We start from the raw sequence: 22,020 nt of genomic DNA, 5'->3' as shown, positions 1-22,020 counted from the left end.
CTCTCTTTTCGTGTTCTCTATTGGTCTCTATTCCGTCGAAGCTGACCCGGAAGCCAACATTCAAGAGACCCCTCCTCGCACTCATGGATAACAGACTGACTATACAGTCAGTGTGAGACAACAGAGAGCGATGATCACTGAACAGTGTCGTACTTCCGTTGGCTTGGAAATCAGAGTGGGACGCCGAACAGCGAGTCAGACGCCGCTATCACGCCATCCTCTGCGTGCTGGTCGGGTGATTGCGGAGGCATGAGCGGAGCGCTCCGTCGAGCGGGGGCGTCGGTCCGCCGAACCATCCACCGGGTCGCCCGCCGCGATGACGATCGCTACGCAGTCATCGGTGCCGTCATCGTCAGCACCTTTTTCGTCGGCTTCGGCGGCGGTATCGTCTTTCCGATCCTCCCGAATCTTGGGGCAGTCATCGGTATCTCCCCCTTTTTGATCGGTCTTATCCTCAGCGCGACGCGCTTCTCGCGACTGATCGCGAACGCACCAGCGGGGATTCTGGTCGACCGGATCGGCACCAGAACGCCGTTTCTCGCCGGGATGTTCGTCCAGTCGTTCGCCTCGCTGGGCTATCTCGTTGCGGTCGTGGCCCCCGCACCCGCGGTGTGGTTTCTCCTCGCGCGTCTCCTATGGGGGGTCGGGAGCGCGCTCATCTTCGCGACGGCGTACACGATTGCCGCCGACGTGAGCGAGTCCCGCTCGCGGGGGGCCAGCATGGGTCTCATCCGCGGTGGCGTCCTCTTTGGAACGCCAACCGGTCTCGTGCTCGGCGGGATCGTCAGCGAGGTTGCCGGTATCTCGATTGCATTCCTGCTCGCGACGCTGTTTTCGATCGTCGCCAGCCTCGTCGCGTACGTCGCGATTCCGGAGACACACGTCGAGAGTGGGACGCGCAAATCGGTGAAACCGTGGGATGTGGACACGAGTACAGCAGCAGTCACGGTCGGCATGATAAACTTCGCCGTCCTGTTCGTGTACATCGGCGCGCTGTTCGCGACGCTCGTGCTCTTTCTCGGGGCGAACGACATCAGCGTCTTCGGCTTCGCCGAACAGGGCACCTCCGGCGTGTTCATGGCGGTCACCGTCATCGCCGCGGGCGTGTTCATGTTCGGCGGCGGCTACCTGAGCGACCGGCGACAGTCCCGCGTCCCGACGCTGGTCGTGTTTCTGGTCGTCACCGTCGTCGGGTTCGTGCTGCTCGCGTACGCCAGTTCGATCGTCACCATGACCGTCGCCTGTCTGTTCATTGGGGCCGGACAGGGGGGAACGAGCGGCCCGCTGATGGCACTGCTCAGCGACCTCACACCCGACGAGCGGATGGGCCGTGCGATCGGCACCAACAACGTACTCGGTGACGTCGGCGCTGGACTCGGGCCTATTCTGACGCTCCCGCTCGTCAACACCGTCGGTTTCAAACCCGTGTATCTCACCTGTGCTGCGTTTCCGCTGCTCGCGGTCGCAATCCTTCTGGGTGGGATCTATCGGGAAACCGGCCGATTCCGCCCTGCCGTGGATCTCGATGATACGTGACGCCGTCGACGTCAGAACTCGACGGCGCCTGCGCGTAACTGCTCGCCGTCGGTGAACGCCTCCGGACGGGACGCGAGACGGTCGACCAGTCGCTCGCGCCACGTTTCGAGTTCGGACTGGTGGTCTGGCTCGCCCGCGAGATCGTGTGTCTCTCGTGGGTCCGATTCGAGATCAAAGAGCAGTTCGTCGCCAGTCACGGGGTTCCAGATGTATTTGGACTGTTCGTCCACGAGATACTGCATCGCGTTGTCCGAATGGTAGACGGGCGCGTGCTCGCCGTGGTAGTACTCCCGCCAGGACTCGCTCCCTGTCCCGTCGAGAAGCGGACGCAGGCTGTGTCCCTCGACGGTGTCGGGAACGGGGACGTTCGCGAGGTCGAGCAGCGTCGGCATCAGGTCTTCCAGCCCGACTGGCTCGTTCACCGTCAGTCCGCGCGGCGCGTCGACGGTGTCTGGAAGTCGGACGAGCAGTGGTATCCGCGCCGACCCCTCGTAGCCGTACGATTTGAACCAGAGGTGGTGATCCCCGAGCATATCCCCGTGGTCCGCCGCGACGACGATGGCCGTATTCGACAACTCTCCAGTGAGTTCGAGCGTCTTGGTCACGCGGCGCAACTGATGGTCGAGTTGCGTGATCAGCCCGAAGTACGCCGCGCGGGTTCGGTCGAGGCGAGACGACGAGAGATCCGCACACCACGGGTTCGGCGTGGAACCGCGCTTGGCCTCCAGATAGGACGGTCTGACGTCACCGTACACGTCGTCAACCCAGTCACCGATTGCGGGGTCTGGGATGTCCCGGTTGGCGTACATGTCGAAGTAGGGCTCGGGCGGGTCGAACGGGTTGTGCGGCCGCATATAGCCGAGCGTGAGAAAGAACGGGCGCGTTTCGTCACGGGATTCCAGAAACCGCACCGCACGCGTGGTCGTCCAGTTGGTCGGATGGAGCCGTTCTTCGAGATGCCACGGTCGCCCGTCGACCGTGTTTCGGCTCAGCCCGTGTGACACCTCGTCGGCGGAGTCGACCTGTTCCGCGAGCCACGCCGCGTACTCGTCTTCCTTCCCGGGCCGGTCCCAACTCGACAGCCCAGTGTGCAACTCCATCTCGTCGAATCCGAAGTGATTCCGGTCGGGAAACGAGTGAGTCTTGCCGATCAGCCGGGTGTGGTAGCCCGCTCGGGAGAGTTCCCCGGGGAGAGTGTGCTCGAAGTCCCACGGGTCAGTCACCCACCCCGTCGATTCGCTGGTCACGGGCGTCTGCCCGGACCAGAGGCATCGTCGGGCGGGCACACACGTCGGTGCAGGCGTGTACGCACGAGTGAACTGCACGCCGGTGTCGGCGATGTAGTCGAGATTCGGCGTCTCGACGAACGCAGAGAGACCGCCCCCATCGGAGTGACTCACGACGCAGTCGGCCCGGAGCTGGTCTGGGAACACGAACAGGATGTTTGGCTGGTCTGCCATGCAATAGACTCACTCAGACTGACAATAAGTTCTCTGGTCGGCCTGATCGCGTCGCTTCAGATCTGATGGTGGCTCTGGTTGCTCTCGTGAGCGCGTGGGTAGTTATTCGCCTCCGCCGGTGAGTTTCGCTTCTAGCTGTTCCCGGAACGCCGCCGCGCTCATCTCGTAGACGGTGTTCGCGTTGTCGTCTCTGTGTCGCCCGACTCGCATCACCGGCGTGCCGTCAAGGGTCACGAGAAAGCTGTCGGGATAGCTCGTGTTCTTTCCCATGAATCGGATGGTACAGTCGTACTCCGCCTCCAGTTCGTCCGTCACTCGAAACGTCGGCGTTCCGTCCTCGAATCGGGGTGGTTCGTAGGGCGGGAGGTTCATCTGCTCCCGCAGTCGCTCGTTTTTCCGCCACCACTCAGGCTTGGAGGGGTCGTCCGCGTCAGGTTGGGTCATAGCTAACTGAGAGGCTGGCTCGAAAATAAAAGTGCGGTCGAGCGCGTGGTGACCGCTAGACCGTTACTCCTCGTCCGGCCAGTCCGAGAACACCGATCTGGGATCGGCCGTGAGCACGTGCGGGTCGTACAGCGGGCTGTCGGCGGCGACGATTCGGCCGTCGGGAAGGTGATACAGATTCCCGCTCCCGTCGTGGGCGCGTTCACCGAGCGGACGGGCGGGGAGGGAGAGTGAATGGTCGCGCTCCTTGCGCTCGATGTTCAGCGCTCGACGCTCCCGTGCGGCCTCGAAGTCGAACGTTCGGTCGACGAGCGCGCGCAGTCGCTCCAGTGCGGCCTCGTCCTCGCCGTCGGCAGTCGGCGCGAGGTTCTCCGTTTCGAGCGGGTCAGCGTCGAGGTCGAAGAGCAACTCCGGCGCGTCCGGGAACTGGACGTACTTGTAGCGGCCGTCGCGAACGGCGCGGAAATCCCACTGGCCCGGGCGGAGATGGTCACAGAACACCGGGCCGCGCTCGGGTTCACTGCCAGTACGGATCGCCTCAGAGAGGTCCACTCCGTCGAGACTGTCCGGGTAATCGATCCCCGCCAGCCCACAGAAGGTCGGGAACAGGTCGAGCAGACTGACGGGCGTGGAGGGTCTCGTGGGGTCGAGTTCGCCCGAGCGGTGCTCCGGCAACTGGACGAATAATGGCACGCGACTGGATGCTTCTTGCCAGGTGTGTTTCCACCACAGACCGTGTTCGCCCGCGAGTTCGCCGTGGTCGCTGGTGTAGACCACGATGGTGTTTTCGAGCAGTCCTGAGCGTTCCAGCCTGAGCAAGAGGTCACCGATCACCTCGTCAAGATAGTCCACCGCGGCGAAGTATGCGGCCCGCGCCTTGCGCAGATCCGTCTCGTCCATGTCGTCGAACGCGTAGTGGTCGAGCATCGCGACTGTCTGGGGGTGGTCGGCCGTACTCGTCTCCTCGCGGCTGACTTTCGGCGGCGGAACGTCGTCGGGCCAGTACTTGTCCAGATGTCGCTTCGGCGCAGTGAGCGGGAAGTGCGGACGACTGAACGAGGCACATAGAAACCACGGCTGTTCCGGATTCGCAGCGTCCTGTTCCCGGAGGAAGGCGACTGTCTCCTCGGCGACGTTCGTCTCCATGAGCAGGCTCTCGGGGATCATCGTCTGCCCGACATCGTACGTCGATCCGTGTCCGAGTCCCGCATCGAGGTTCGGGCCGTCCATCTGGTGGGTGTTGCCGCCGGTCAGGTCACCGTAGGGCCGGTGGTCGAATCCGACGAACTGCCGATCACCGGCGAGATGCATCTTGCCAACGAGACAGGTCTCGTACCCCGCGTCGGAGAACTGCCCGGGCAGTGTCGGAAACTGTGGTTCGAGAAACGACTCGTTGGTCCAGGCGCCGGTGTGCTGTGCTTCGCGGCCGGTGAGCATCGAGATGCGTGAGGGCGTACACAGCGGCACGTGACAGTAGGCGTTCTCGAACGCAGTCCCCTCAGTGGCCAACCGGTCGAACGCGGGCGTCTCGGCGGGTTCGCCGACAGCGGGGTCGAGGTGGCTGAAACAGCGGAAGCTGTGCTCGTCGCTCAGCAAGAACAGGACGTTCGGCTGGTCCGATGGCATATCTCCCGTATGGCCGAGCGAGGAGTTAACCGTTCCCCCGGCCAACCGTCACCACGACCTCGTGGCGGCGAAACAGTTAGGAGCCACGGCCCGCTGGTGTCTCGGTATGACCGAAGACGACCCGGCGTGTTGTGCCGCTGGGCGGGCGGAGAATGAACGGTCGGCGGACGACAGAGCGGAGCGGACCCCAGGCGAACGGCCGAATCGGTCACAGAGCGCGCAGTCACAGCGAGACGAGGGCGGAGACGTGACAGCGCCGGACCCCCACGAGAGCGTGCCAGCGACGACCAGTGACGGCCGCACGGACGGGATGGTTCGACTCGACGGCGGAACGTTCACCATGGGGACCGATTCGGACGTCGGCTTCGAGGCCGACGGGGAAGGCCCCGCCCGCGAGGTACGACTCGACCCCTTCTTCGTCGACAGATACGCCGTCACGAACGCTGAGTTCGTCGAGTTCGCTCGCGAAACGGGATACATCACTGACTCCGAGCGATTCGGCTGGTCGTTCGTCTTCGAGGACTTCGTTGCTGAAGCCGACGAGGAACACGTCATGGACCGAGTCGAGAGTGCACCGTGGTGGGTCGCCGTCGAGGAAGCGACCTGGATCCGACCGGAAGGCCCGAGTTCGAACGCCCTCGAAGGTCGATTGGATCATCCCGTCACCCACATCTCGTGGCGGGACGCCGCCGCCTACGCCGAGTGGGCCGGGAAGCGCCTCCCGACGGAGGCAGAGTGGGAGTACGCGGCGCGTGGCGGCCTCTCAGAAAACCGCTACCCGTGGGGAGACGAGTTGCACCCGGACGGCAAGCACCGCTGTAACATCTGGCAGGGCGACTTTCCCGAGCACAACACCGGCGCAGACGGCTACGTCGGTACCGCGCCGGTCGACGAGTACGAACCGAACGGCCACGGCATCTACAACTCTGCCGGGAACGTCTGGGAGTGGTGTGCCGACTGGTTCAGCCCCGACTACCACACCACCAGCGCGTACGACCCCGACAACCCGAGTGGGCCACAGACCGGACGCGAGCGGGTGATGCGCGGCGGGTCGTATCTCTGCCATCGGTCGTGGTGTAACCGATACCGCGTCGCGGCGCGCTCGAAGAACACGCCCGACAGTTCGACCGGGAACCTCGGATTCCGGTGTGTCGTCGACGCACGGGAGTGACCGTCACGACCCCTCGACAGGGAGCAACTGCTCCCCGTCCGTGAACCCCTCGTCGCGGTCGCGAAGTTCCTCGATGAGTCGCTCGCGCCAGCGCCTGAGCCGTGCCTGCGCTTCCGGAGACGCTGCGAGATTTTCGGTTTCGTTCGGATCCGATCCGATATCGAAGAGGAGTTCGTCCCCCGTTATCGGATTCCAGATATACTTCGTCGTCCCGTCGGAGAGATACTGCGTCGCGTTTTTCGGATGCCACACCTGCGCCTGCTCGCCGTGATAGTATTCACGCCAGTCGTCAGTCTCAGGTTCCTCGACGAGTCGCAGGAGACTCTGACCCTCGACCGTGTCCGGAATCTCGACGTTCGCCAGTTCGAGTAAGGTGGGCATTACGTCCTCTAACCCGACGGGGCGGTCGACCTGGAGTCCAGCAGGAGTGTCCATCGAGTCTGGCAGTCGAAGGACGAGCGGGATTCGGGCGGTGGCTTCGAACCCGTAGGAGATATACCACAGGTCGTGGTCGCCCATCATCGTCCCGTGATCTGAGGCAAACAGGATGACCGTATTGCTGAGTTCGCCCTGGAGTCTGAGCGTATCGAGAACCCGCCGGATCTGGTGGTCGAGTTGCGTGATCAACCCGAAGTAGCCAGCGCGCGAGCGATGGGTCCGCTCCGGGCGGAGTTTCGCACACATCGGGTTCGGCGTGTCCGTTCCGCTATCGCTCACGAAGTGGGCTGGCTTCATCTCCCCGTACACGTCGTCGACCCAGTCACCGACGACTGGGTCGGGGAGATCCCTGTCGTTGTACAGTTCCCAGTAGGGTTCGGGCGGATCGAAGGGTGGATGCGGGCGGACGTACCCGAGCGTCAGGAAAAACGGCCGCGTTTCGTCCCGGGATTCGAGAAACCGAACTGCGCGTGAGGTCGTCCAGTGTGTCGGGTGGAGTCGCTCGTCGAGGTGCCACGGTCGGCCGTCGATGCTTCCACGGCCCATGTGAGATATCTCGCCTGCGAGGTCATCTACGTGCCGCTCCAGCCACTCGGTGTAGTCGTCGGTTCGCTCCGGCCTGTCCCAGCCCGTCGACCCAGCGTGCAGCTCCGTGTGGTCGAACCCGAACTCCCTGCCGATGGGCTGTGAGTGGGTCTTGCCGATCAGACGCGTCTGATAGCCCGCGTCGGACAGTTCGCCCGGCAGCGAGTGCTCGAACTCCCATGGCTCGTCCCACGTGTTCTCCCCTCGTGTTGCCGTTTCCGCGTTGGTCGCAGCAGTCCGTCCGGTCCACAGACAGCGCCGCGCCGGAACACACGTCGGCGAGGGAGTGTACGCCGACGTGAACTGCGTGCCGGTCGCAGCGAGATGGTCGAGGTTCGGCGTCTCGACCGCCGGTCGCCCGTCGGCAGACTGGAGACTGTGTGGGTCGCTCCCGAGACAGTCACCGCGGAAATACTCCGGGAACACGAACAGGATATTCGGTCGGTTCGGCATACCCCATCATGAACGAATCTCCGCATAAGTGTTCTGGGAATCAACTCGATCACGACCCATGTTATCGATCACATGTTCGTTCTATGATGTAGAACAGTGTGCGCAAAACGTGTTCACATTTCCCTGTGTTGCTGTAAACTACCCGTGTCTTCAGCTCATCTGAGAGTGAACGTCAGCAACGCATTACACTCCTATGAGTGTAAATAGCCGCATAATTGTCAATTTACCACCAATCATCTCTTCTCTCATAGAGAACACGAGATCGACTGTGCCGGACGTCCTCCCGTGCTGGACAGAGTCGTTGAGATATCCCCGTTGAGTTATGTGAGCGGACCGTACGACAGTACCCACCGGGTTTGTTGGATCATCTGTGTGCCCTTCTGAGTGGTGCGGTTCCGAGTCGTGTCCGTCTTGCTGGACGGCCAATAGTGCTCTTCTCGGTTGATCGCTACGCTACGAGATTCCACCGCCGTGCATGAGTGTTACACCGTTGGCTGGCCGTCAGTGACCCATGCACAGGCTGGTCACGGTCGTTCTGTGTCGCAACTGCAAACTGTTTGCTCCGAGAGTATCGGTTCCTGAAACAGCTGTTCTATTAGGTAGAACGGGGTGCGCTCGGTCGCTTGTCTTCCGCCCGCACAGTTCAGATGGTGACTAGCGGGCGGGTTCGTGCTCGCTTGCTGGTGCGATAAGTTCGACGACGTGCTGGGGTTCGTCGCCGAGCAGATCACCGATCTGGTCGATACAGGAGGTACCGCTCGCAACCACGTGGTCGGCGTCTGCCGCGCGGAGTTGTCCGGCCAACTGCGCTCCGACATCCATTGCGAGTTCGTAGTACTGCTGTTTGTAGCCAAAGGAACCGGCCATGCCACAGCACTCCACGTCGCTCGTCGTGACTTCGTAGCCACACGTCTCCAGCATCTCGATGCTGTACGGTTCGATTCCCATCGTCCGCTGCTGACAGTGGCTGTGGTACGCGACTGTCTCCGTCCCCGCTGGCGTGTCGAGTCGGTCGACGTCTGCGCCGTTTGCTACCAGCCCGTAGATGTATTCGAGGATCTCGTAGCTCTGATCGGCGAGCCGATCAGCTTCCGCTTCTGGCAGTAGCCGCTGGTAGTCCTCCCGGAACATCGCCAGATCGCTCGGTTCGATCACGACGACGTCGTACCCCTCCTCGAGATACGGGTCGAGCGACTCCGATACCCCGCGGGCTTTCGCGCGTGCCGTGTCGATCATCCCCTGTGAGAGCGGTGCCCGTCCGGACCCCGGCGCGTCGGCGAGGACGACTTCGACACCGAGGGCTTCGAGCGCTCTGATGGCCGCTTTCCCCCGCTCGACGAGCACGTAGTTCGTGTACACGTCGGGATAGAGCACGACCTTGCGGTCCGGATCTGCTGGCGGGACTGCATCGCGGTTTTCGGCCCATTTCCGGAGGGTCGTCCGCTGGAACGCTGGCAGGTCACGCTCGCGCGTGACTCCGGCGATCCGTTCGAGGATGACCGACGACGGGGTGGAGTTTGCCAGCCAGTTCGAGAGCGGAGCGAACGTACTCCCGAGTTTGGCGAGCGTCTCGAAGTTCCCGAACAGGCGCTTTTGCAGGTCCGGCGACCCGTCGCGCTCGGCGTCAGGCGTGAGGCCGTCGACGAGCACGTCCGTCGGCACGTCGTGGCCGTCGTTGAGTCGGTCGCGCACGACCGTGTTTATCCACGGGATGTCGATCTGCACCGGACAAGCCGGGACACACCGCGAACAGCCAGTACACAGATCGTTGAACTCCGCCGCCGAGTCGAGCCCGTGGACGCCAGCCTCCCACCCGGTCGCGATTCCGCCCGAGTACGTCTCTCCGCCGAAGGCGTGTCCGCCGACGGACTGGAAGTTCGCACACGTGTTCGCACAGGCCGAACACCGGATGCAGTACAGCGTCTCCCGCAACTCCTCATCCGCGCGCATCTCCATGCGCCCGTTGTCGATGAGCACGAGGTGAAAGTCCCGGTCGCTGCCATCTCCTGCGACCGGCGCGTCCGGAGCGTCAAAATCCAGCGTCGGCGAGGTGACCGGCGGCGTGAACAGTGAGACGTAACTCGTGATGTCCTGGCCCGTCCCCGAGCGGCCGATTAACTCGACGAACGGTTGCAGGTCCTCGACGGCGGGAACGATCTTCTCGACGCCAGCCACTGCGATCTGTGTCTCGGGTACCGTCACGCACTTGCGGGCGTTGCCCTCGCTGGTCACGAGCGCGATGGTGCCCGAGTCGGCGGTGATGAAGTTCGCGCCGGTCATCCCGACGTCTGCGTCCTCGATACGCTCGCCGAGTTCCTCGCGGGCGAATTCGGTCAACTCCGCGGCCGTTTCGAGAGGTTCCTCGGGATCGAAGTACTCGTTGAACAGTCGAGCGATTTCCTCGCGAGACTTGTGAATCGCGGGAGCGACGATGTGGCTCGGCGCTTCCTCAGCGACCTGTAGGACCCACTCACCGAGGTCGGTCTCGACGACGTCGACGCCGTCGGCTTCGAGCGCTTCGTTGACCTCGATCTCCTCGCTCGTCATCGACTTGCTCTTGACGAGGCGGTCGGCCGCTGCGTCGGCGCAGACGTCCCTGATGTACTGATTGGCGTCGGCAGCGTCGTCGGCCAGATAGACTGTACCACCGTTTGCCTCGACGGTCGCTTCGAGTTGCTCGACCAGTTCGGGTAACCGCTCGATTGCGTCTTCCTTGATCGCCCGTGCGTCGTCTTTCAGCCCCTCGCAATCGTCGAGTTTGGCGACCGACTCGTAGCGACCCTGATTGAACCCGCGGGTGTTCTCACCGACGGCGTCGCCTTCGGCCTGCATGATCTGTCGGATATGGTCGGCTTTGGATTCGCGTGTGGTCATTCGACGACGAGCACCTCCACTGACTTCGGGCCGTGTGCCCCCTGCACGAGCGCGCCCATGTCGGCCGTCGCCGAGGGACCGGTGGCGAGCACCGTCGAGTCACGCGTCTCGCGCAGTTCCTCCCCGAGCCACTCGAACGCCGCCGCCATGTCGGGGAGAATATCGTCTTCGTCGAGCACGACGACGTGCAGGTCGTTGAAGAGGCTGACCGGTTCGCTCCCGTCCTCGTCAGTCCGCAACAGGACTGTCCCATACGAGGCGATTGCGCCCGCGCCAGCAGTCACGCCCGTCGTCGCTTCCTGCAGTTTCTCGACAGTCGGATCTACCGTCACGTTCTCCGGAAGTGATATGCCATCGAACGGAAGGGGCGTCCCGACTGCAGGTGGCTCGACTAACTCGGCGATCGATTCTGTCAGATCCGGTAGTTGGACTCGCTGTGACCTGACGCCGTACGCCTCTGCGACAGAGGCAAACTGGTCGTAGCTGCCGTCGCTTGGATTCCCGTGTGACATTCCCGCTAACTCCCTAGAAGGACAGACCGATCACACTTAACATTTCGTCTTGTACCGTGACAGAAACACCTCCCCAGTAGTACCCCCTCTGTGGTTGTGCCTCTGGTGTGTAGGGTGGTTCGGGCATTCGGTACGGGAACCACAACACACAGTACTTTCCGCGACACTACGTCAGTCATGGCTCGCTCGAATCGAACGCAAAACCGGTCGTTCGTGCGGACGGTGCTTACGACCCCTGCCGCCGAGCAGCGTGACGGCAACTCCGCGAAGAAACTCGACACGGCGGTCGGTCTGCGAGGGATGCAGGCCCCGGACGTCTGGGTGCCAGACAACGAGGACGGCACCGCACCCGCTCTTCGGGCAGAGGGACTCCAGAATCTCGTCGACGTGATCGCCGCTGACGGCGCTGACTTTCCGGGGGAAATTCATCCGCGGATCCCGTGGCATCGGGATGCGCCCGAGACGCGGGACAGTGGCTATCACCACCTGCGGGAACTAGCCGACCCCGAGAACGGCGCAATCGACCATATCGACGGGTTCGTGATCCCCGAAGTCGGTGCTATCGACGACTGGAACAAGGCAGCCGAGTTGCTCTCGCTCGTCGAAGCGGAGTACGAACTCGGCGCGGGACGCCTTTCGATGTCTGTCGTCGTCGAGAGCAGTCAGGCAGAGCAGGCAATAACCGACCTGCAAGAGGAACTGCCGAAACCCACGAACACTCTCGAACGCCTGTACATGCTCGTCGTTGGCGGGGCTGACTACACGAAAGACATGGGTGCGATCACGCCCACTGGCTCACTTCCGGAGTGGGACGCGTTACAGCACAGCGTCGCCCGGGGCGCGAGTTTGGCCGGGGCGCTCGGTATTGGCGGCGCCTACCTTGCGACCACGGACATCGACGGCTATCGCGACCGTATCACCGCCAATCAGGCGACGGGATTGCTCGGCATCTGGGCGCTCACACCCACACAGGTCACTGAGGCAAACCGGGAAACGCTCCCCCCAGCGAGCGGCCACTGGCGTATCGAGACACCAGAGAGCGACGTAGCACTCCGCTCAGCGGACGACACTCAGGTGTACGAGGGAAACTACTTCGGGCTCGAAGAGCAGGGTGACAGCTACGTGTTTGCTGCTGGGGCCGAGGGACAGCGACTCACGGGGGCGGAGTTGCGGGCAGAACTACAGAAGGTCGTGAGCTACGTCCCGAGTCTGGCCGATATCGTCGATTCGATAGAAGCGTTCGAGCAGGAGCGCGACGCCGGACGAGGCGCGAACACAGTGACCCGATCAGCGAGGGTACGAATCGACGATGTCGAGGTGGATATCGAACTGACGCGGATGTGGGACGAGGCCGTCTATCAGACCCGGATGACGCCAGTCCGTCTCTTCCAGGACGTGTATCAGAATCGTCCCGACCAGCACGACGAACTCGCCGAAATGTACGGCGAGAGTGTGATTCAGCGAGCAAACGCGATCGGAACGTAGGTGTTGGAACTGTCCCTGTACCGGGCGGAATCTATTAACCAGCGTGTCACAAACTCCGAACTATCATGAGGTGGCTGACGTAGATGACAGACGACACGATAGACCGGCGTCTCGTCTCTGGGTGGCAGGGGCGATACTACGAGGACTTCGAGGTAGGTGATATCTACAAACATCCGTTCGGAAAGACCGTGACCGAGGCGGACAACGTCTGGATGACGAACGTCACGATGAACCTCAACCCGATGCACTTCAACGAGGCGTATGCGTCCCAGACGGAGTTCGGTGAGCGGTTGGTCGACGGAACGGTCGTCATCGCACTCGCGGTGGGCATGAGCGTCATCGACGTCTCGATGAACGCGACGGCGAATCTCGGCTACGACGACGTGACACACCACGCGCCGGTGTTTCACGGCGACACGATCTTTGCGGAGAGCGAGGTTCTGCACAAGCGAGAGAGCGACTCTCGGGACCACGTCGGCATCGTCACGACGGAACTTCGGGCGTTCAATCAGGAGAACGAACTGGTGCTCTCACTCGAACGAACGCCGATGGTTCTCAAGCGCGACCACGCACAGCCCTCGGCCGAGAAACCGCCGGGATGGATCGACGGTATCGGAACACAGCCCGAGGATATCGAGTAACAGGACGGTCCTCTCACAGACCTGCAGTACGTCGCTCGGACCTGTAGTACGTCTCTCGCACTACGTCGGTACGCTGTACTCCGTATATTCGTGCTCGCATGGCGGACCGACTGCGCCGACCATGCGTCGGTCGTCGAGGTCCATGACGAAGCTACAGTTGGTCTGCACCTGGTCTTTCACCGGGAGATCCGAATCGGGATGCTTGCAGACGCCGAGTTGGCTCCCCTCGGGCGCATCGAAGTGGTCACGGAGCACTGACTTGACCGTCTCCTCGGAGATGTCTCCCGCCTCACGCCGCAGGAGGCGCTCGATCCGGTTTGCCCGGAGCAGAGTGTTCGTGCCGAACCGGTGTCGCTTGTCGACGATGTCGATGCCCGACGAGTCGGTGAAGTGATTCGAGTGTCCGAGGATTCCGCCCTCCGGATAGATGTAGCGGATGTCCTCGGGCGCGGTTTCGAGGTCGAGTATCTCGCCGCTGGCGTGACCCACGAGGAAGTTCGCCGAGCAGACGCGATACGTCGACGTGATCGGGGCGATGGCGCGGTCGATGCGGTCGGCGTTCAGTATCTCGCGACAGCGGACGTGGAAGGGTTTCCGGTCGGGAGTCTCGCCGTCGCTCATCGTCCTGAGTCCGTTCACGCCGAGACCGATACCGTACTCGTTGACCCCCGTCTTCCCGCCGACGATGCCCGCCTCCGTCATCACGGCCATGTTCGCGTGTGCTTCCTGGTCGATCCGGAGGATGACGTTCTCTAAGGGCGGCAGCCAGTCCCAGTTCTGTCCGAGGTACGTGTGACCGTCGGCCGTCACCTCCGGTTGGACACCGAGCGTACTGCACTCGCTGGTCATTCCAGCAGTAGCACGCGATTCCTCCTCCTCGATTTCACCGAGCAGATCCTCCCGGATCGCTGGATACATCGCCTCGTATCGAGCGTTGAGCAGCGTGATGTGGTCGATCGGAACGTCGCTTCCCTCCGCGACACCGCGCATCTCCTCGGCGTACTCCTCGTTCACGTTCTCGATGAGCGAGAGATAGTCGCTTCCGTGGGCTACCAGTCGCTCCTGATCCCATCCCTTTCGGTCGAACCAGTCGAAGTACGTCTCCAGATTCGTCTCGATTTCTTCGTCGAACCGCTGTCCGTGGGTGACACCACGTTCGAACGGCGTTCCCGTCACTGTCACCGCCGGGAGAAACTCGCTATTTGCCATGCTAACTCCTTCCAAGACAGCCGATAAATACCTTCGGATGGGGGCTATTGCCGGTGGTGCAGATAGACGAAGTTATAAGTCCACTCGACGCGCCACATCGACCGTGACGGCACCATTCGAGGACATCAACGTCGTCGAAGTAACGCAGATGGTGGCCGGATCGCACGCCGGGATGATCCTCGCCGACCTCGGCGCGGACGTCGTCAAGATCGAACGGCCGGAGACTGGCGAGATTGCCCGCGGTATAGATCCGGAAGTCGGCGGCGAGAGCTTCTACTACATGAGCGTCAACCGGGGGAAACAGAGCGTTGCGCTCGACCTCAAATCCGAAGAGGGACAGGAGGCGCTGCTGTCACTCCTCAAGACCGCAGACGTCTTCATCGAGAACCTCTCTCCAGGAACTGTCGAGGGGCTCGGAATCGGGTACGAGACAGTTCGGGAACGCAACCCGGATATTGTCTACTGCTCGGTCAGTGCCTTCGGGCAGACGGGACCGTACGCCGAGCGACGAGGGATCGACACCATGGTTCAGTCGTACGCGGGGATACCGTCACTCACTCGTGGAGAGGACGGACACCCGCTTCGCGTCGGCCTTCCCGTCGCTGACCTTGCTGGTGCCATGTACGCGACAGTTGGCATCATGGCCGCCCTTCGCCGCCGAGACCAGACCGGCGAGGGCGACTATCTCGATACTGCGCTGAGCGACAGCCTCCTCGCCTTTCTCTCAGTCAGAGCAGGCTATTCGTTCGCCACCGAGAAGCCGTTTCCATCCATCGCGAAGTCGCACGTGTATTTTGTCCCGGAAGGGATCTTTCCGACTGCGGACGGGTACGTGCAACTGTCTGTCGTGACGGAGGAACACTGGGGGCGGTTTTGCTCGGCCATCGACCGGGAGGAACTGAGAAGCGATCCGTCCTACGAGACGGTGGCTGACAGACGAACAAACCGAGAGCGACTCAACAGCCTCCTCAGCGACGTGTTTCGGGAGCGTCCGACCGAGGAGTGGCTCGACCGGTTCGAAGCGGCGGACGTGCCTGCACAGCGGATCCACGACGCCCTCTCCGTCTGGGACGCCGAGCATACCAGAGCGCGAGAGATGATCGCACCCGTCGAAACACCCGGTGGGGAGTCGTATCGAACCGTCGATTACCCAGTGAAACACCGCTCGTGGAACCGAACGCCGAATCGCTACATCGCCCCACTCGGTGCCGACACGCGGGACGCACTCCGCGACGTGGGATTCACAGAAGACGAAATCGACGCGCTGGCTGACCGTGACGTCATCTGATCGGTTGCAACCACCGCACGTAGTTTTATACACCCCGTCGTTATCTGTACGCCTATGCCGACAAACGAAGTCGTGACGTTTCCGGAGGCGGAACACGTCGAACTTGAACAGCGCCCAGTGCCCGACCCCGATCCGGGCGAGGTGCTGATCGAAACCGAACGGACGCTCGTCAGCACCGGGTCGGAACTGGCGCTGTTCGACGGATCGCATCAGCCCGACAACCTGCCGAACGATGGATTTCCGATCGACCCCGGCTACTCGAACGTCGGAACTGTCATCGAAGTCGGAGACGGCGTCGACGAGCAATTGGTCGGTCAGCGCGTTGCCTCGCGGACGGTACACGCCCGGTACGTGACTGCCGAGGAATCGGCTGTCGTTTCACTCCCATCGGATGTCTCCGCCGTGTCTGGGACGTTCTGTCAGATCGCCGCAATCGCGATGAACGCGGTTCGGCGGGGCGAGATTTCGTGGGGGGAGTCAGCGGCAGTCCGTGGACTCGGCCTCGTGGGTCAACTCGCGATCCGCGCCTGCCTCGTTTCGGGTGCTGCTCCGGTGTACGGACTCGACCTCGACGCGGGACGGATCGAGGCCGTACCCGACCACGGGCGCGTCGAACCTGTTCACGTTGGTGCCGAGAACGGCTCCGAACCGGAAGAAGGCGTGGCGGATATGGTCGTCGACGCGACGGGGAACCCGGAGACGCTCGGTGGCGGTGTCTCTCTGATCAAGGAGGACGGCCGCTTCGTGGTCGTCGGTTGCCCGCGACGAACTGTCGAGTTCGACTTCTACCGGGACTGTATCGTCCCGAGTGCGCGTATCATCGGCTCCTACCGGATTCCGGCGGGAGGGCAGGGGCGCTGGGACCGACGGGCGTACACCGAACTCTTCTTCGAGTATCTCCAAAGCGGCGATATGGACGTCGAATCGCTGGTGACGGCCGAACCGTCGGGGTCGGACGCACCCGACGTCTTCGAGTCGCTGTACGAGAACCCGACGTCGGAACTTGGCGTCGTCTTCGACTGGTCGTAGTCCACGTCGCCGCTGCAGGCCACATATCAACCGCCGCGATGGTACAAGCGTTTATTATCCAGCCTTCGGTCATCTCTGGTAGACTAATGGTCGAAACGGTTCGAATCGGCGTCATCGGTGCAGGGAGTATCTTCGAGGACAGGCACTTCCCAGCACTGGCCGAGATGGACGGTGTGGAAGTTGTCGCAATCGCAAATCGAACAGTCGAGAGTGCACGCGCGAGCAGCGAGCGGTTTGATCTCGGTGCTGAGCCACTGGATAGCCCCGAGGAGCTGATCGCTCGGGCGGACGTGGATGCGGTCATGGTCGGAACGTGGCCGTACAAACACCACGAGTATGCGCTTGCGGCCCTGGACGCGGGCAAGCACGCCTTCGTGCAAGCGCGGATGGCCCGGTCGCTGGCGGAAGCCAAAGAGATGTACGCACGCTCGGAGGAGACCGACCTCGTGACACAAATCTGTCCCTCTCCGCTCGGGATGCACGGCGATAAAAAAGTCCAGCGACTCATCGACGACGGGTTCCTCGGTGATCTGCGCTTCGTTCGTGCGAACGTCACGAGTGGGCGACGAGCGGATCCGGACGACCCGATCCACTGGCGGGACGTCGAGCGATATCAGGGGATCAACGCGCTCGCCGTCGGCATCCTGGTCGAGCGACTCCATCGCTGGGTCGGGCAGGCACAGTCAGTCTCGGCACGGACACAGACCCATATCACTGAGCGCCCGTCGGAAGACGGGAGTGGAACAGTATCGGTCGATCTCCCGGATCTCGTTTCCATCCACTGCTCGTTGCGAGACGGCGCTGTCGGGAGCTTTGACTTCTCGACCGTCACACCGCATGCATCCGCCAACGTGATCGAACTGTACGGCAGTGACGGAACGATCCGATACAACCTCGACGACGATACGCTCTATACAGGGACAGCGGACGGAGACCTTTCGCAAGAAGCAATCTCACCAGACGAAGCCGTCGAGTGGACCGTCGAAGAAGACTTCGTCGACGCTATCCGTCACGGCGGATCACCCCGAACAACGTTCGCGGAAGGGGTCCAGTATATGGAATTTAGCGAAGCCGTGTTTCGGTCCGCCGAGACCGGTAGTGAGATCCACCTTCCGCTCCGCACATCGTAGTAGATAACGTATAAGTGACAAAAACTACCAGATGCAAATATATTATTGTATTCGTATACTTTAGAGAGATGCAGCCAAAATAGACCAGTAAAGTGATAGTTCATAGTCGTCGTTACCGTTAGTAGACCGATCGAGGCACGAGGGCCAGTCTCTACTGTAGCAGTTATACGTGTAGATCTCGGACGCAGCTCATCGTGTGGACGTGGATTCACGGGAGAGAGCCACTATTTGAGGTACCCCGGCCAGGGTACAGATAAGGCTCGCAAGTCGACTCAGCAGTGAGAATCTGGAGTGTACTGTCCACAGAAGAGACAGACCCATTTTTCGACAACTGCAGACACCGTCTCGTGGCCACTGTCGATCCGTTACGGAAATGATCGCAGAGTAGACGGTCCAAAACAGCCATACGCCGGTGTTCCGCAGTTCTCGGGGTGAGAAATACGGGGACCTTCATCCTCAAAAGAGGAGACCCCCTGACGAGCGACCGGGAAGTCCCGCGTTTCGAGACCCTCATGGCCCTCGTTCACGAACTCGCACTCGCTAGATGACTTCTGTTTGCCGTAGAGGCGCAATCTCAGCAGGATAGACAGCAGACGTTGAAATGATTTAAAGTATACATAACAACAGAAACATCATTTATATGGTATAGTATTGAAGTTAGAATAAGTGGCGAGTTGTGTCTGAGCGGTACGAATAGATTTCAGAGGTATGAATCGTGACAGACACAGACAGAACGGGCAAGGAGATGTCTCCGTCTTGCCCCACAATATTTACGCACCGGGAGCGCACATCTCTACTGAATGGGATCTGCCGGAGGTAACAGAGCAGTCTCGGAGACTGCCGGGGTTGCAGTACTCGTACTGCTGACCGTCAGTGTCACCGCCGCAGTCGGTCTGAGCGTCATTTTCGCCGCGGATTCCGGCCCACCCGAAGCCGACTTTAGCTTCGAACAGATCGGGGACCGGGTGTTGATCACCCACGACGGCGGTGACGAGTTTTCAGCGAGTAATCTAGTTATCAGCGGCCCGGACGGCGAACTGACCTGGGCGGAAAACGCCGAAGTCGAACCCAGCACTGCCGTCGGACCGGGCGACGCCACTCAGATCGGACCCCCCAGCCCCTATGGATCGCGCCTTCGGGCAGACGACTATATCCAGATTCGATATGCCCCAGGCGAGGGCAATCAGACCGTCCTCGCTGAGCGCGGCCAGCGTGACAGTCCGGTCGACGTGAACGCATAGCCGGGCCGGAAGGCTGTCACCCCTTGATGTTACAGACCGGATAGATGCGTGCGACCCGGTCACCGATACCGAGCGCGTCGGAGACTCTGACGACTTCGTCGACGTCCTTGTACACCCCGGGAGCCTCCTCCGCGACGGTTGCACCGCTCTGTGCCTTGACGTAGATGTGGTTTTGCTCCCGCAGGTCGTCCTGAACGTCCTCACCCCAGAACTCGTTTTTCGCCTGCGTTCGCGACATGAGTCGTCCCGCCCCGTGTGCGGTCGAGCCAAAGGTCTCTGTCATCGATTCCGCACCGCCGCGCAGAACGTAGCTGCCAGTTCCCATGCTCCCGGGGATGATGATCGGCTGACCGACATCCGCGTACACTGGCGGCAACTCCGGACGGCCAGCGGGGAACGCCCGCGTCGCGCCCTTCCGGTGGACGAACAGTTCCATCTCCTCCCCCTCGACATCGTGAACCTCCCGCTTTGCGATGTTGTGTGCTACGTCGTAGAGCAGTTCCATCTCCATGTCCTCCCAGGACTGGTCGAACACTCGCTCGAACACCTGTCGAGTGCGGTGCATGATCACCTGGCGATTGACCCACGCGAAGTTGATCGCCGCACACATCGCGCCGTAGTACTCCTCGGCGAGCTGTGACCCCGCCGGGGCCGCAGCGAGTTCCTTGTCGGGAAGCTGGTCAAGCAAGCCCTGATGGGTCTGTTCGATCTCTCGGAGGTAATCCGTACAGACCTGATGACCCAACCCCCGCGACCCACAGTGGATGAGCACGACGACCTGATCTGCTTCGAGGCCGAAGGAGTCGGCGACGTCCTCCCGGTAGATGTCGGTCACGCGCTGGACTTCGAGAAAGTGATTGCCGCTGCCGAGGCTGCCGACCTGATTTCGACCGCGGTCTTTCGCTTTCTGTGAGACGTATTCGGGAACCGCATCGGGCCGGTAGCCTTCGTCTTCGCAGTGAGCAAGGTCTGATTCGACGCCGTGGCCCTGCTCGACGGCCCACTCGACGCCGCGCGCTAAGATATCGTCGATGGGGGCGTTCTCGACGATGCCGCCACCGCCAAGCCCCGAAGGGACGTTCGCGAACAGCGCGTTGACGAGTTCCTCCTCGCGCCCCTCGATATCGTCGTACGCGAGGTTTGTTTTCATCATTCGCACTCCGCAGTTGATGTCGTAGCCGACCGCTCCGGGGCTAATACAGCCGTTTTCGGCATCGATCCCTGCGACGCCGCCGACCGGGAAGCCGTACCCCTGATGACCGTCGGGCATGCAGATGGCGTACTTTTTGATTCCCGGCAGGTGGGTGGTGTTTTTGAGCTGCTGGAGTGTCTTGTCCTGTGAAATTTCCTCGAGGAGACGCTCGCTCGCCATCACGCGCGCTGGCACGCGCATGTCGCCTTCCTGTGGAATCTCCCAGACGTGTTCGCGAACACGCTCTAGCGTGACGGGTCCGGCATCGTAGGTGGTCATAGCTGTTCGATGACTGCGCTCGGCAAAGAAAGGTTCGACAGACTACGTCGGGCGACCGCTGTGTCGTCAGCGCGTGGTCGACTCAAGGTTCAGCCGCTCGCTGATGGTGTCGGCGAGATCCGTCAGGTAGACACCACCCCACAGCGCGACGATGATGCCGCCGAACGTGTTGAACGTCAGATCTTTGAGTGTGTCCTCGATGCCGTACTGCGTCAGGATAGTTCCGGTGCCGAACTCGTCTGCGGCGACGCCGATCGCAAATTCAAGGAGTTCCCAGAGCACCCCGAAGGCGAGCACACAAATAAGCAAGACAATACTGACGACCTTCGGTGAGATGTGGACCTCCTCGAGATGGATGTCGAGTGCACGAACGGTCGCGTAGCCAGCGGCCGCGACGACCGATGCAGACAGCGAGTGTGTGAGATGGTCCCACCAGCCGATCGTGGTGTAAAAGGACAGTCCCGAGCCGGGGATCCCGACGACGCCGACGGCGTGGAGAAACGCGGCCAGCGTGACCCAGAGCGTCAGTCGGGGGTCCATCGGGATGTCGTAATCGCGTTCGAGAATCGCTGGAAGCTGGACGACAGCGAGGGAGACGCCCGTATTCACGATGATCCCGGTGCTGCCGCGTTCGATCCCGATAAACAGCAGTCCGACGAGAATCAGTTCCATCCCTCGCGTGAGCTGGCGCTGTCGGCGCTCCGAGGGCAAGAATCGATGGAAGATGCCGCGCTGGGAGACGTCCATCTCCTCAGATTCCGCCTCCGTGTAACTCTCTGTCGCTCGCAACGGCTCTCTGTCACCAGTCGGAACGCGCTCCGTCATGGACACTCGCCGCCGGAAGTACATGCGAAAGAGCGTGCCAGCACCGAATCCGGCGACTGTCGCGTAGACGAACTCGTGCATGAGCTGGTCGTTCGTCATGGTGTAGGCCTGGTCGAACAGGACGGCGGCATACCACTCGAGCAGTGCCCAGACCGCCGCTGCAGCCATCGTGGCGGCCACGACGAGCGCGATGGCAAATCCGGCAGACAGCCGCGTCATCGTGAACGAATCGAGTTCCACGACGATCACGAGTCCGACCGCCGCGATTGCGAGATACGTGACGATTGGACTCGACAGACGCTGCGCGCCGACTGCGATTCCGATCAGCGGAAGCGTCGCCATCGCGAGCACCTCCCACGGCAGCATGACGTACCGCGACCGATAGACGAGCGGCGGAAGCACCGCCAGAACGACGATGACGAACGCGAACACTGACCACAGCGGTCCGACAGTGATGATCCCCCCGATCCACGCAATCGCCGCGAGCGCAACGAACAGCCAGGAGATGACTGCATTCCGTCGACCGGCGGCAAACAACTGCTCCAGATCGAGACTCGACATACTGCGCACTTTGGTGGCACCTCTGATAATGCTGTCCACCG

Annotated in this window: 17 protein-coding genes; 8 read left to right on the top strand and 9 right to left on the bottom strand. The window is 61.9% G+C overall.

Translation table 11 applies throughout. The annotated features are described in order from the left end of the window. The first annotated feature begins 249 nt into the window (after nt 1-249). Nucleotides 250-1,536 (top strand): MFS transporter, encoded by a 1,287-nt coding sequence (locus tag ACMGFL_RS06325; RefSeq protein WP_436934690.1) that lies wholly within the window; start codon nt 250-252, stop codon nt 1,534-1,536. Between the two features lie 11 nt (nt 1,537-1,547). On the opposite strand, the gene ACMGFL_RS06320 is transcribed toward ACMGFL_RS06325, so the two are convergent. The 3 genes from ACMGFL_RS06320 to ACMGFL_RS06310 form a co-directional block, all read right to left on the bottom strand. Further along, entirely contained in the window at nt 1,548-2,996 is a 1,449-nt protein-coding gene (locus tag ACMGFL_RS06320; protein ID WP_436934689.1) for an arylsulfatase, read from the bottom strand. Between the two features lie 102 nt (nt 2,997-3,098). Next, nucleotides 3,099-3,440 carry a hypothetical protein gene (locus ACMGFL_RS06315; RefSeq protein ID WP_436934688.1) on the bottom strand — a complete coding sequence of 114 codons (342 nt, stop codon included), beginning with the start codon at nt 3,438-3,440 and terminating at the stop codon, nt 3,099-3,101. A gap of 63 nt (nt 3,441-3,503) precedes the next feature. After that, on the bottom strand, nt 3,504-5,066 hold the full coding sequence (locus ACMGFL_RS06310) for a sulfatase-like hydrolase/transferase (RefSeq protein ID WP_436934687.1): 1,563 nt from the start codon (nt 5,064-5,066) through the stop codon (nt 3,504-3,506). Between the two features lie 106 nt (nt 5,067-5,172). Between ACMGFL_RS06310 and ACMGFL_RS06305 the strand changes: the two genes are divergently transcribed. Beyond that, nucleotides 5,173-6,237 carry a formylglycine-generating enzyme family protein gene (locus tag ACMGFL_RS06305; protein WP_436934686.1) on the top strand — a complete coding sequence of 355 codons (1,065 nt, stop codon included), beginning with the start codon at nt 5,173-5,175 and terminating at the stop codon, nt 6,235-6,237. 3 nt (nt 6,238-6,240) lie between these two features. On the opposite strand, the gene ACMGFL_RS06300 is transcribed toward ACMGFL_RS06305, so the two are convergent. From ACMGFL_RS06300 to ACMGFL_RS06290, 3 genes are all read right to left on the bottom strand, one after another. Beyond that, a complete protein-coding gene (locus ACMGFL_RS06300) occupies nt 6,241-7,713 on the bottom strand; it encodes a sulfatase-like hydrolase/transferase (protein WP_436934685.1) in 1,473 nt (490 codons plus the stop codon). A gap of 654 nt (nt 7,714-8,367) precedes the next feature. Continuing rightward, entirely contained in the window at nt 8,368-10,587 is a 2,220-nt protein-coding gene (locus ACMGFL_RS06295; RefSeq protein ID WP_436934684.1) for an LUD domain-containing protein, read from the bottom strand. Beyond that, entirely contained in the window at nt 10,584-11,099 is a 516-nt protein-coding gene (locus ACMGFL_RS06290; RefSeq protein WP_436934683.1) for an LUD domain-containing protein, read from the bottom strand. The genes ACMGFL_RS06295 and ACMGFL_RS06290 overlap by 4 nt, the downstream gene beginning before the upstream one ends. 177 nt (nt 11,100-11,276) lie before the next feature. Between ACMGFL_RS06290 and ACMGFL_RS06285 the strand changes: the two genes are divergently transcribed. Both ACMGFL_RS06285 and ACMGFL_RS06280 read left to right on the top strand, forming a co-directional pair. Continuing rightward, on the top strand, nt 11,277-12,584 hold the full coding sequence (locus ACMGFL_RS06285) for a malate synthase (protein ID WP_436934682.1): 1,308 nt from the start codon (nt 11,277-11,279) through the stop codon (nt 12,582-12,584). Between the two features lie 83 nt (nt 12,585-12,667). Beyond that, nucleotides 12,668-13,225, top strand: a complete 558-nt coding sequence (locus ACMGFL_RS06280; protein ID WP_436934681.1) for a MaoC family dehydratase — start codon at nt 12,668-12,670, stop codon at nt 13,223-13,225. A 60-nt stretch (nt 13,226-13,285) separates the two neighbouring features. On the opposite strand, the gene ACMGFL_RS06275 is transcribed toward ACMGFL_RS06280, so the two are convergent. Next, on the bottom strand, nt 13,286-14,434 hold the full coding sequence (locus ACMGFL_RS06275) for a C45 family autoproteolytic acyltransferase/hydrolase (protein WP_436934680.1): 1,149 nt from the start codon (nt 14,432-14,434) through the stop codon (nt 13,286-13,288). Between the two features lie 103 nt (nt 14,435-14,537). On the opposite strand from ACMGFL_RS06275, the gene ACMGFL_RS06270 reads away from it, so the two are divergent. The 4 genes from ACMGFL_RS06270 (at nt 14,538) to ACMGFL_RS06255 (ending at nt 19,122) form a co-directional block, all read left to right on the top strand. Beyond that, nucleotides 14,538-15,722, top strand: coding sequence for a CaiB/BaiF CoA transferase family protein (locus ACMGFL_RS06270; protein WP_436934679.1), 1,185 nt, complete (start codon nt 14,538-14,540; stop codon nt 15,720-15,722). 54 nt (nt 15,723-15,776) lie between these two features. Beyond that, a complete protein-coding gene (locus ACMGFL_RS06265; RefSeq protein ID WP_436934678.1) occupies nt 15,777-16,751 on the top strand; it encodes a zinc-dependent alcohol dehydrogenase in 975 nt (324 codons plus the stop codon). Nucleotides 16,752-16,837: 86 nt separating this feature from the next. Beyond that, nucleotides 16,838-17,881, top strand: coding sequence for a Gfo/Idh/MocA family protein (locus ACMGFL_RS06260; protein ID WP_436934677.1), 1,044 nt, complete (start codon nt 16,838-16,840; stop codon nt 17,879-17,881). 800 nt (nt 17,882-18,681) lie between these two features. Continuing rightward, on the top strand, nt 18,682-19,122 hold the full coding sequence (locus tag ACMGFL_RS06255) for a type IV pilin (RefSeq protein WP_436934676.1): 441 nt from the start codon (nt 18,682-18,684) through the stop codon (nt 19,120-19,122). A gap of 16 nt (nt 19,123-19,138) precedes the next feature. Here the strand turns inward: ACMGFL_RS06255 and ACMGFL_RS06250 are convergent, their stop codons facing one another. Together ACMGFL_RS06250 and ACMGFL_RS06245 are read right to left on the bottom strand one after the other, a co-directional pair. Beyond that, on the bottom strand, nt 19,139-20,593 hold the full coding sequence (locus ACMGFL_RS06250; RefSeq protein ID WP_436934675.1) for an RtcB family protein: 1,455 nt from the start codon (nt 20,591-20,593) through the stop codon (nt 19,139-19,141). Nucleotides 20,594-20,659: 66 nt separating this feature from the next. Then, nucleotides 20,660-21,979, bottom strand: a complete 1,320-nt coding sequence (locus ACMGFL_RS06245; protein ID WP_436934674.1) for a DUF2238 domain-containing protein — start codon at nt 21,977-21,979, stop codon at nt 20,660-20,662. Nucleotides 21,980-22,020: the final 41 nt, after the last annotated feature.

This window comes from Halovenus marina (assembly GCF_051414115.1).
Classification (GTDB): Archaea; Halobacteriota; Halobacteria; order Halobacteriales; family Haloarculaceae; genus Halovenus; species Halovenus marina.
Note: the sequence above shows the minus strand (reverse complement) of the source record. Positions and strands in the feature narration are given on the sequence as shown.

Excerpts from the sequence above, each read along its gene's own strand:
- ACMGFL_RS06290 (WP_436934683.1), bottom strand. The coding sequence starts at position 11,099 with ATGTCACACGGGAATCCAAGCGACGGCAGCTACGACCAGTTTGCCTCT.
- ACMGFL_RS06315 (WP_436934688.1), bottom strand. The coding sequence starts at position 3,440 with ATGACCCAACCTGACGCGGACGACCCCTCCAAGCCTGAGTGGTGGCGG.
- ACMGFL_RS06255 (WP_436934676.1), top strand. The coding sequence starts at position 18,682 with ATGGGATCTGCCGGAGGTAACAGAGCAGTCTCGGAGACTGCCGGGGTT.
- ACMGFL_RS06300 (WP_436934685.1), bottom strand. The coding sequence starts at position 7,713 with ATGCCGAACCGACCGAATATCCTGTTCGTGTTCCCGGAGTATTTCCGC.
- ACMGFL_RS06250 (WP_436934675.1), bottom strand. The coding sequence starts at position 20,593 with ATGACCACCTACGATGCCGGACCCGTCACGCTAGAGCGTGTTCGCGAA.
- ACMGFL_RS06305 (WP_436934686.1), top strand. The coding sequence starts at position 5,173 with ATGACCGAAGACGACCCGGCGTGTTGTGCCGCTGGGCGGGCGGAGAAT.
- ACMGFL_RS06260 (WP_436934677.1), top strand. The coding sequence starts at position 16,838 with ATGGTCGAAACGGTTCGAATCGGCGTCATCGGTGCAGGGAGTATCTTC.
- ACMGFL_RS06265 (WP_436934678.1), top strand. The coding sequence starts at position 15,777 with ATGCCGACAAACGAAGTCGTGACGTTTCCGGAGGCGGAACACGTCGAA.
- ACMGFL_RS06245 (WP_436934674.1), bottom strand. The coding sequence starts at position 21,979 with ATGTCGAGTCTCGATCTGGAGCAGTTGTTTGCCGCCGGTCGACGGAAT.
- ACMGFL_RS06275 (WP_436934680.1), bottom strand. The coding sequence starts at position 14,434 with ATGGCAAATAGCGAGTTTCTCCCGGCGGTGACAGTGACGGGAACGCCG.
- ACMGFL_RS06280 (WP_436934681.1), top strand. The coding sequence starts at position 12,668 with ATGACAGACGACACGATAGACCGGCGTCTCGTCTCTGGGTGGCAGGGG.
- ACMGFL_RS06325 (WP_436934690.1), top strand. The coding sequence starts at position 250 with ATGAGCGGAGCGCTCCGTCGAGCGGGGGCGTCGGTCCGCCGAACCATC.
- ACMGFL_RS06285 (WP_436934682.1), top strand. The coding sequence starts at position 11,277 with ATGGCTCGCTCGAATCGAACGCAAAACCGGTCGTTCGTGCGGACGGTG.
- ACMGFL_RS06310 (WP_436934687.1), bottom strand. The coding sequence starts at position 5,066 with ATGCCATCGGACCAGCCGAACGTCCTGTTCTTGCTGAGCGACGAGCAC.
- ACMGFL_RS06320 (WP_436934689.1), bottom strand. The coding sequence starts at position 2,996 with ATGGCAGACCAGCCAAACATCCTGTTCGTGTTCCCAGACCAGCTCCGG.
- ACMGFL_RS06295 (WP_436934684.1), bottom strand. The coding sequence starts at position 10,587 with ATGACCACACGCGAATCCAAAGCCGACCATATCCGACAGATCATGCAG.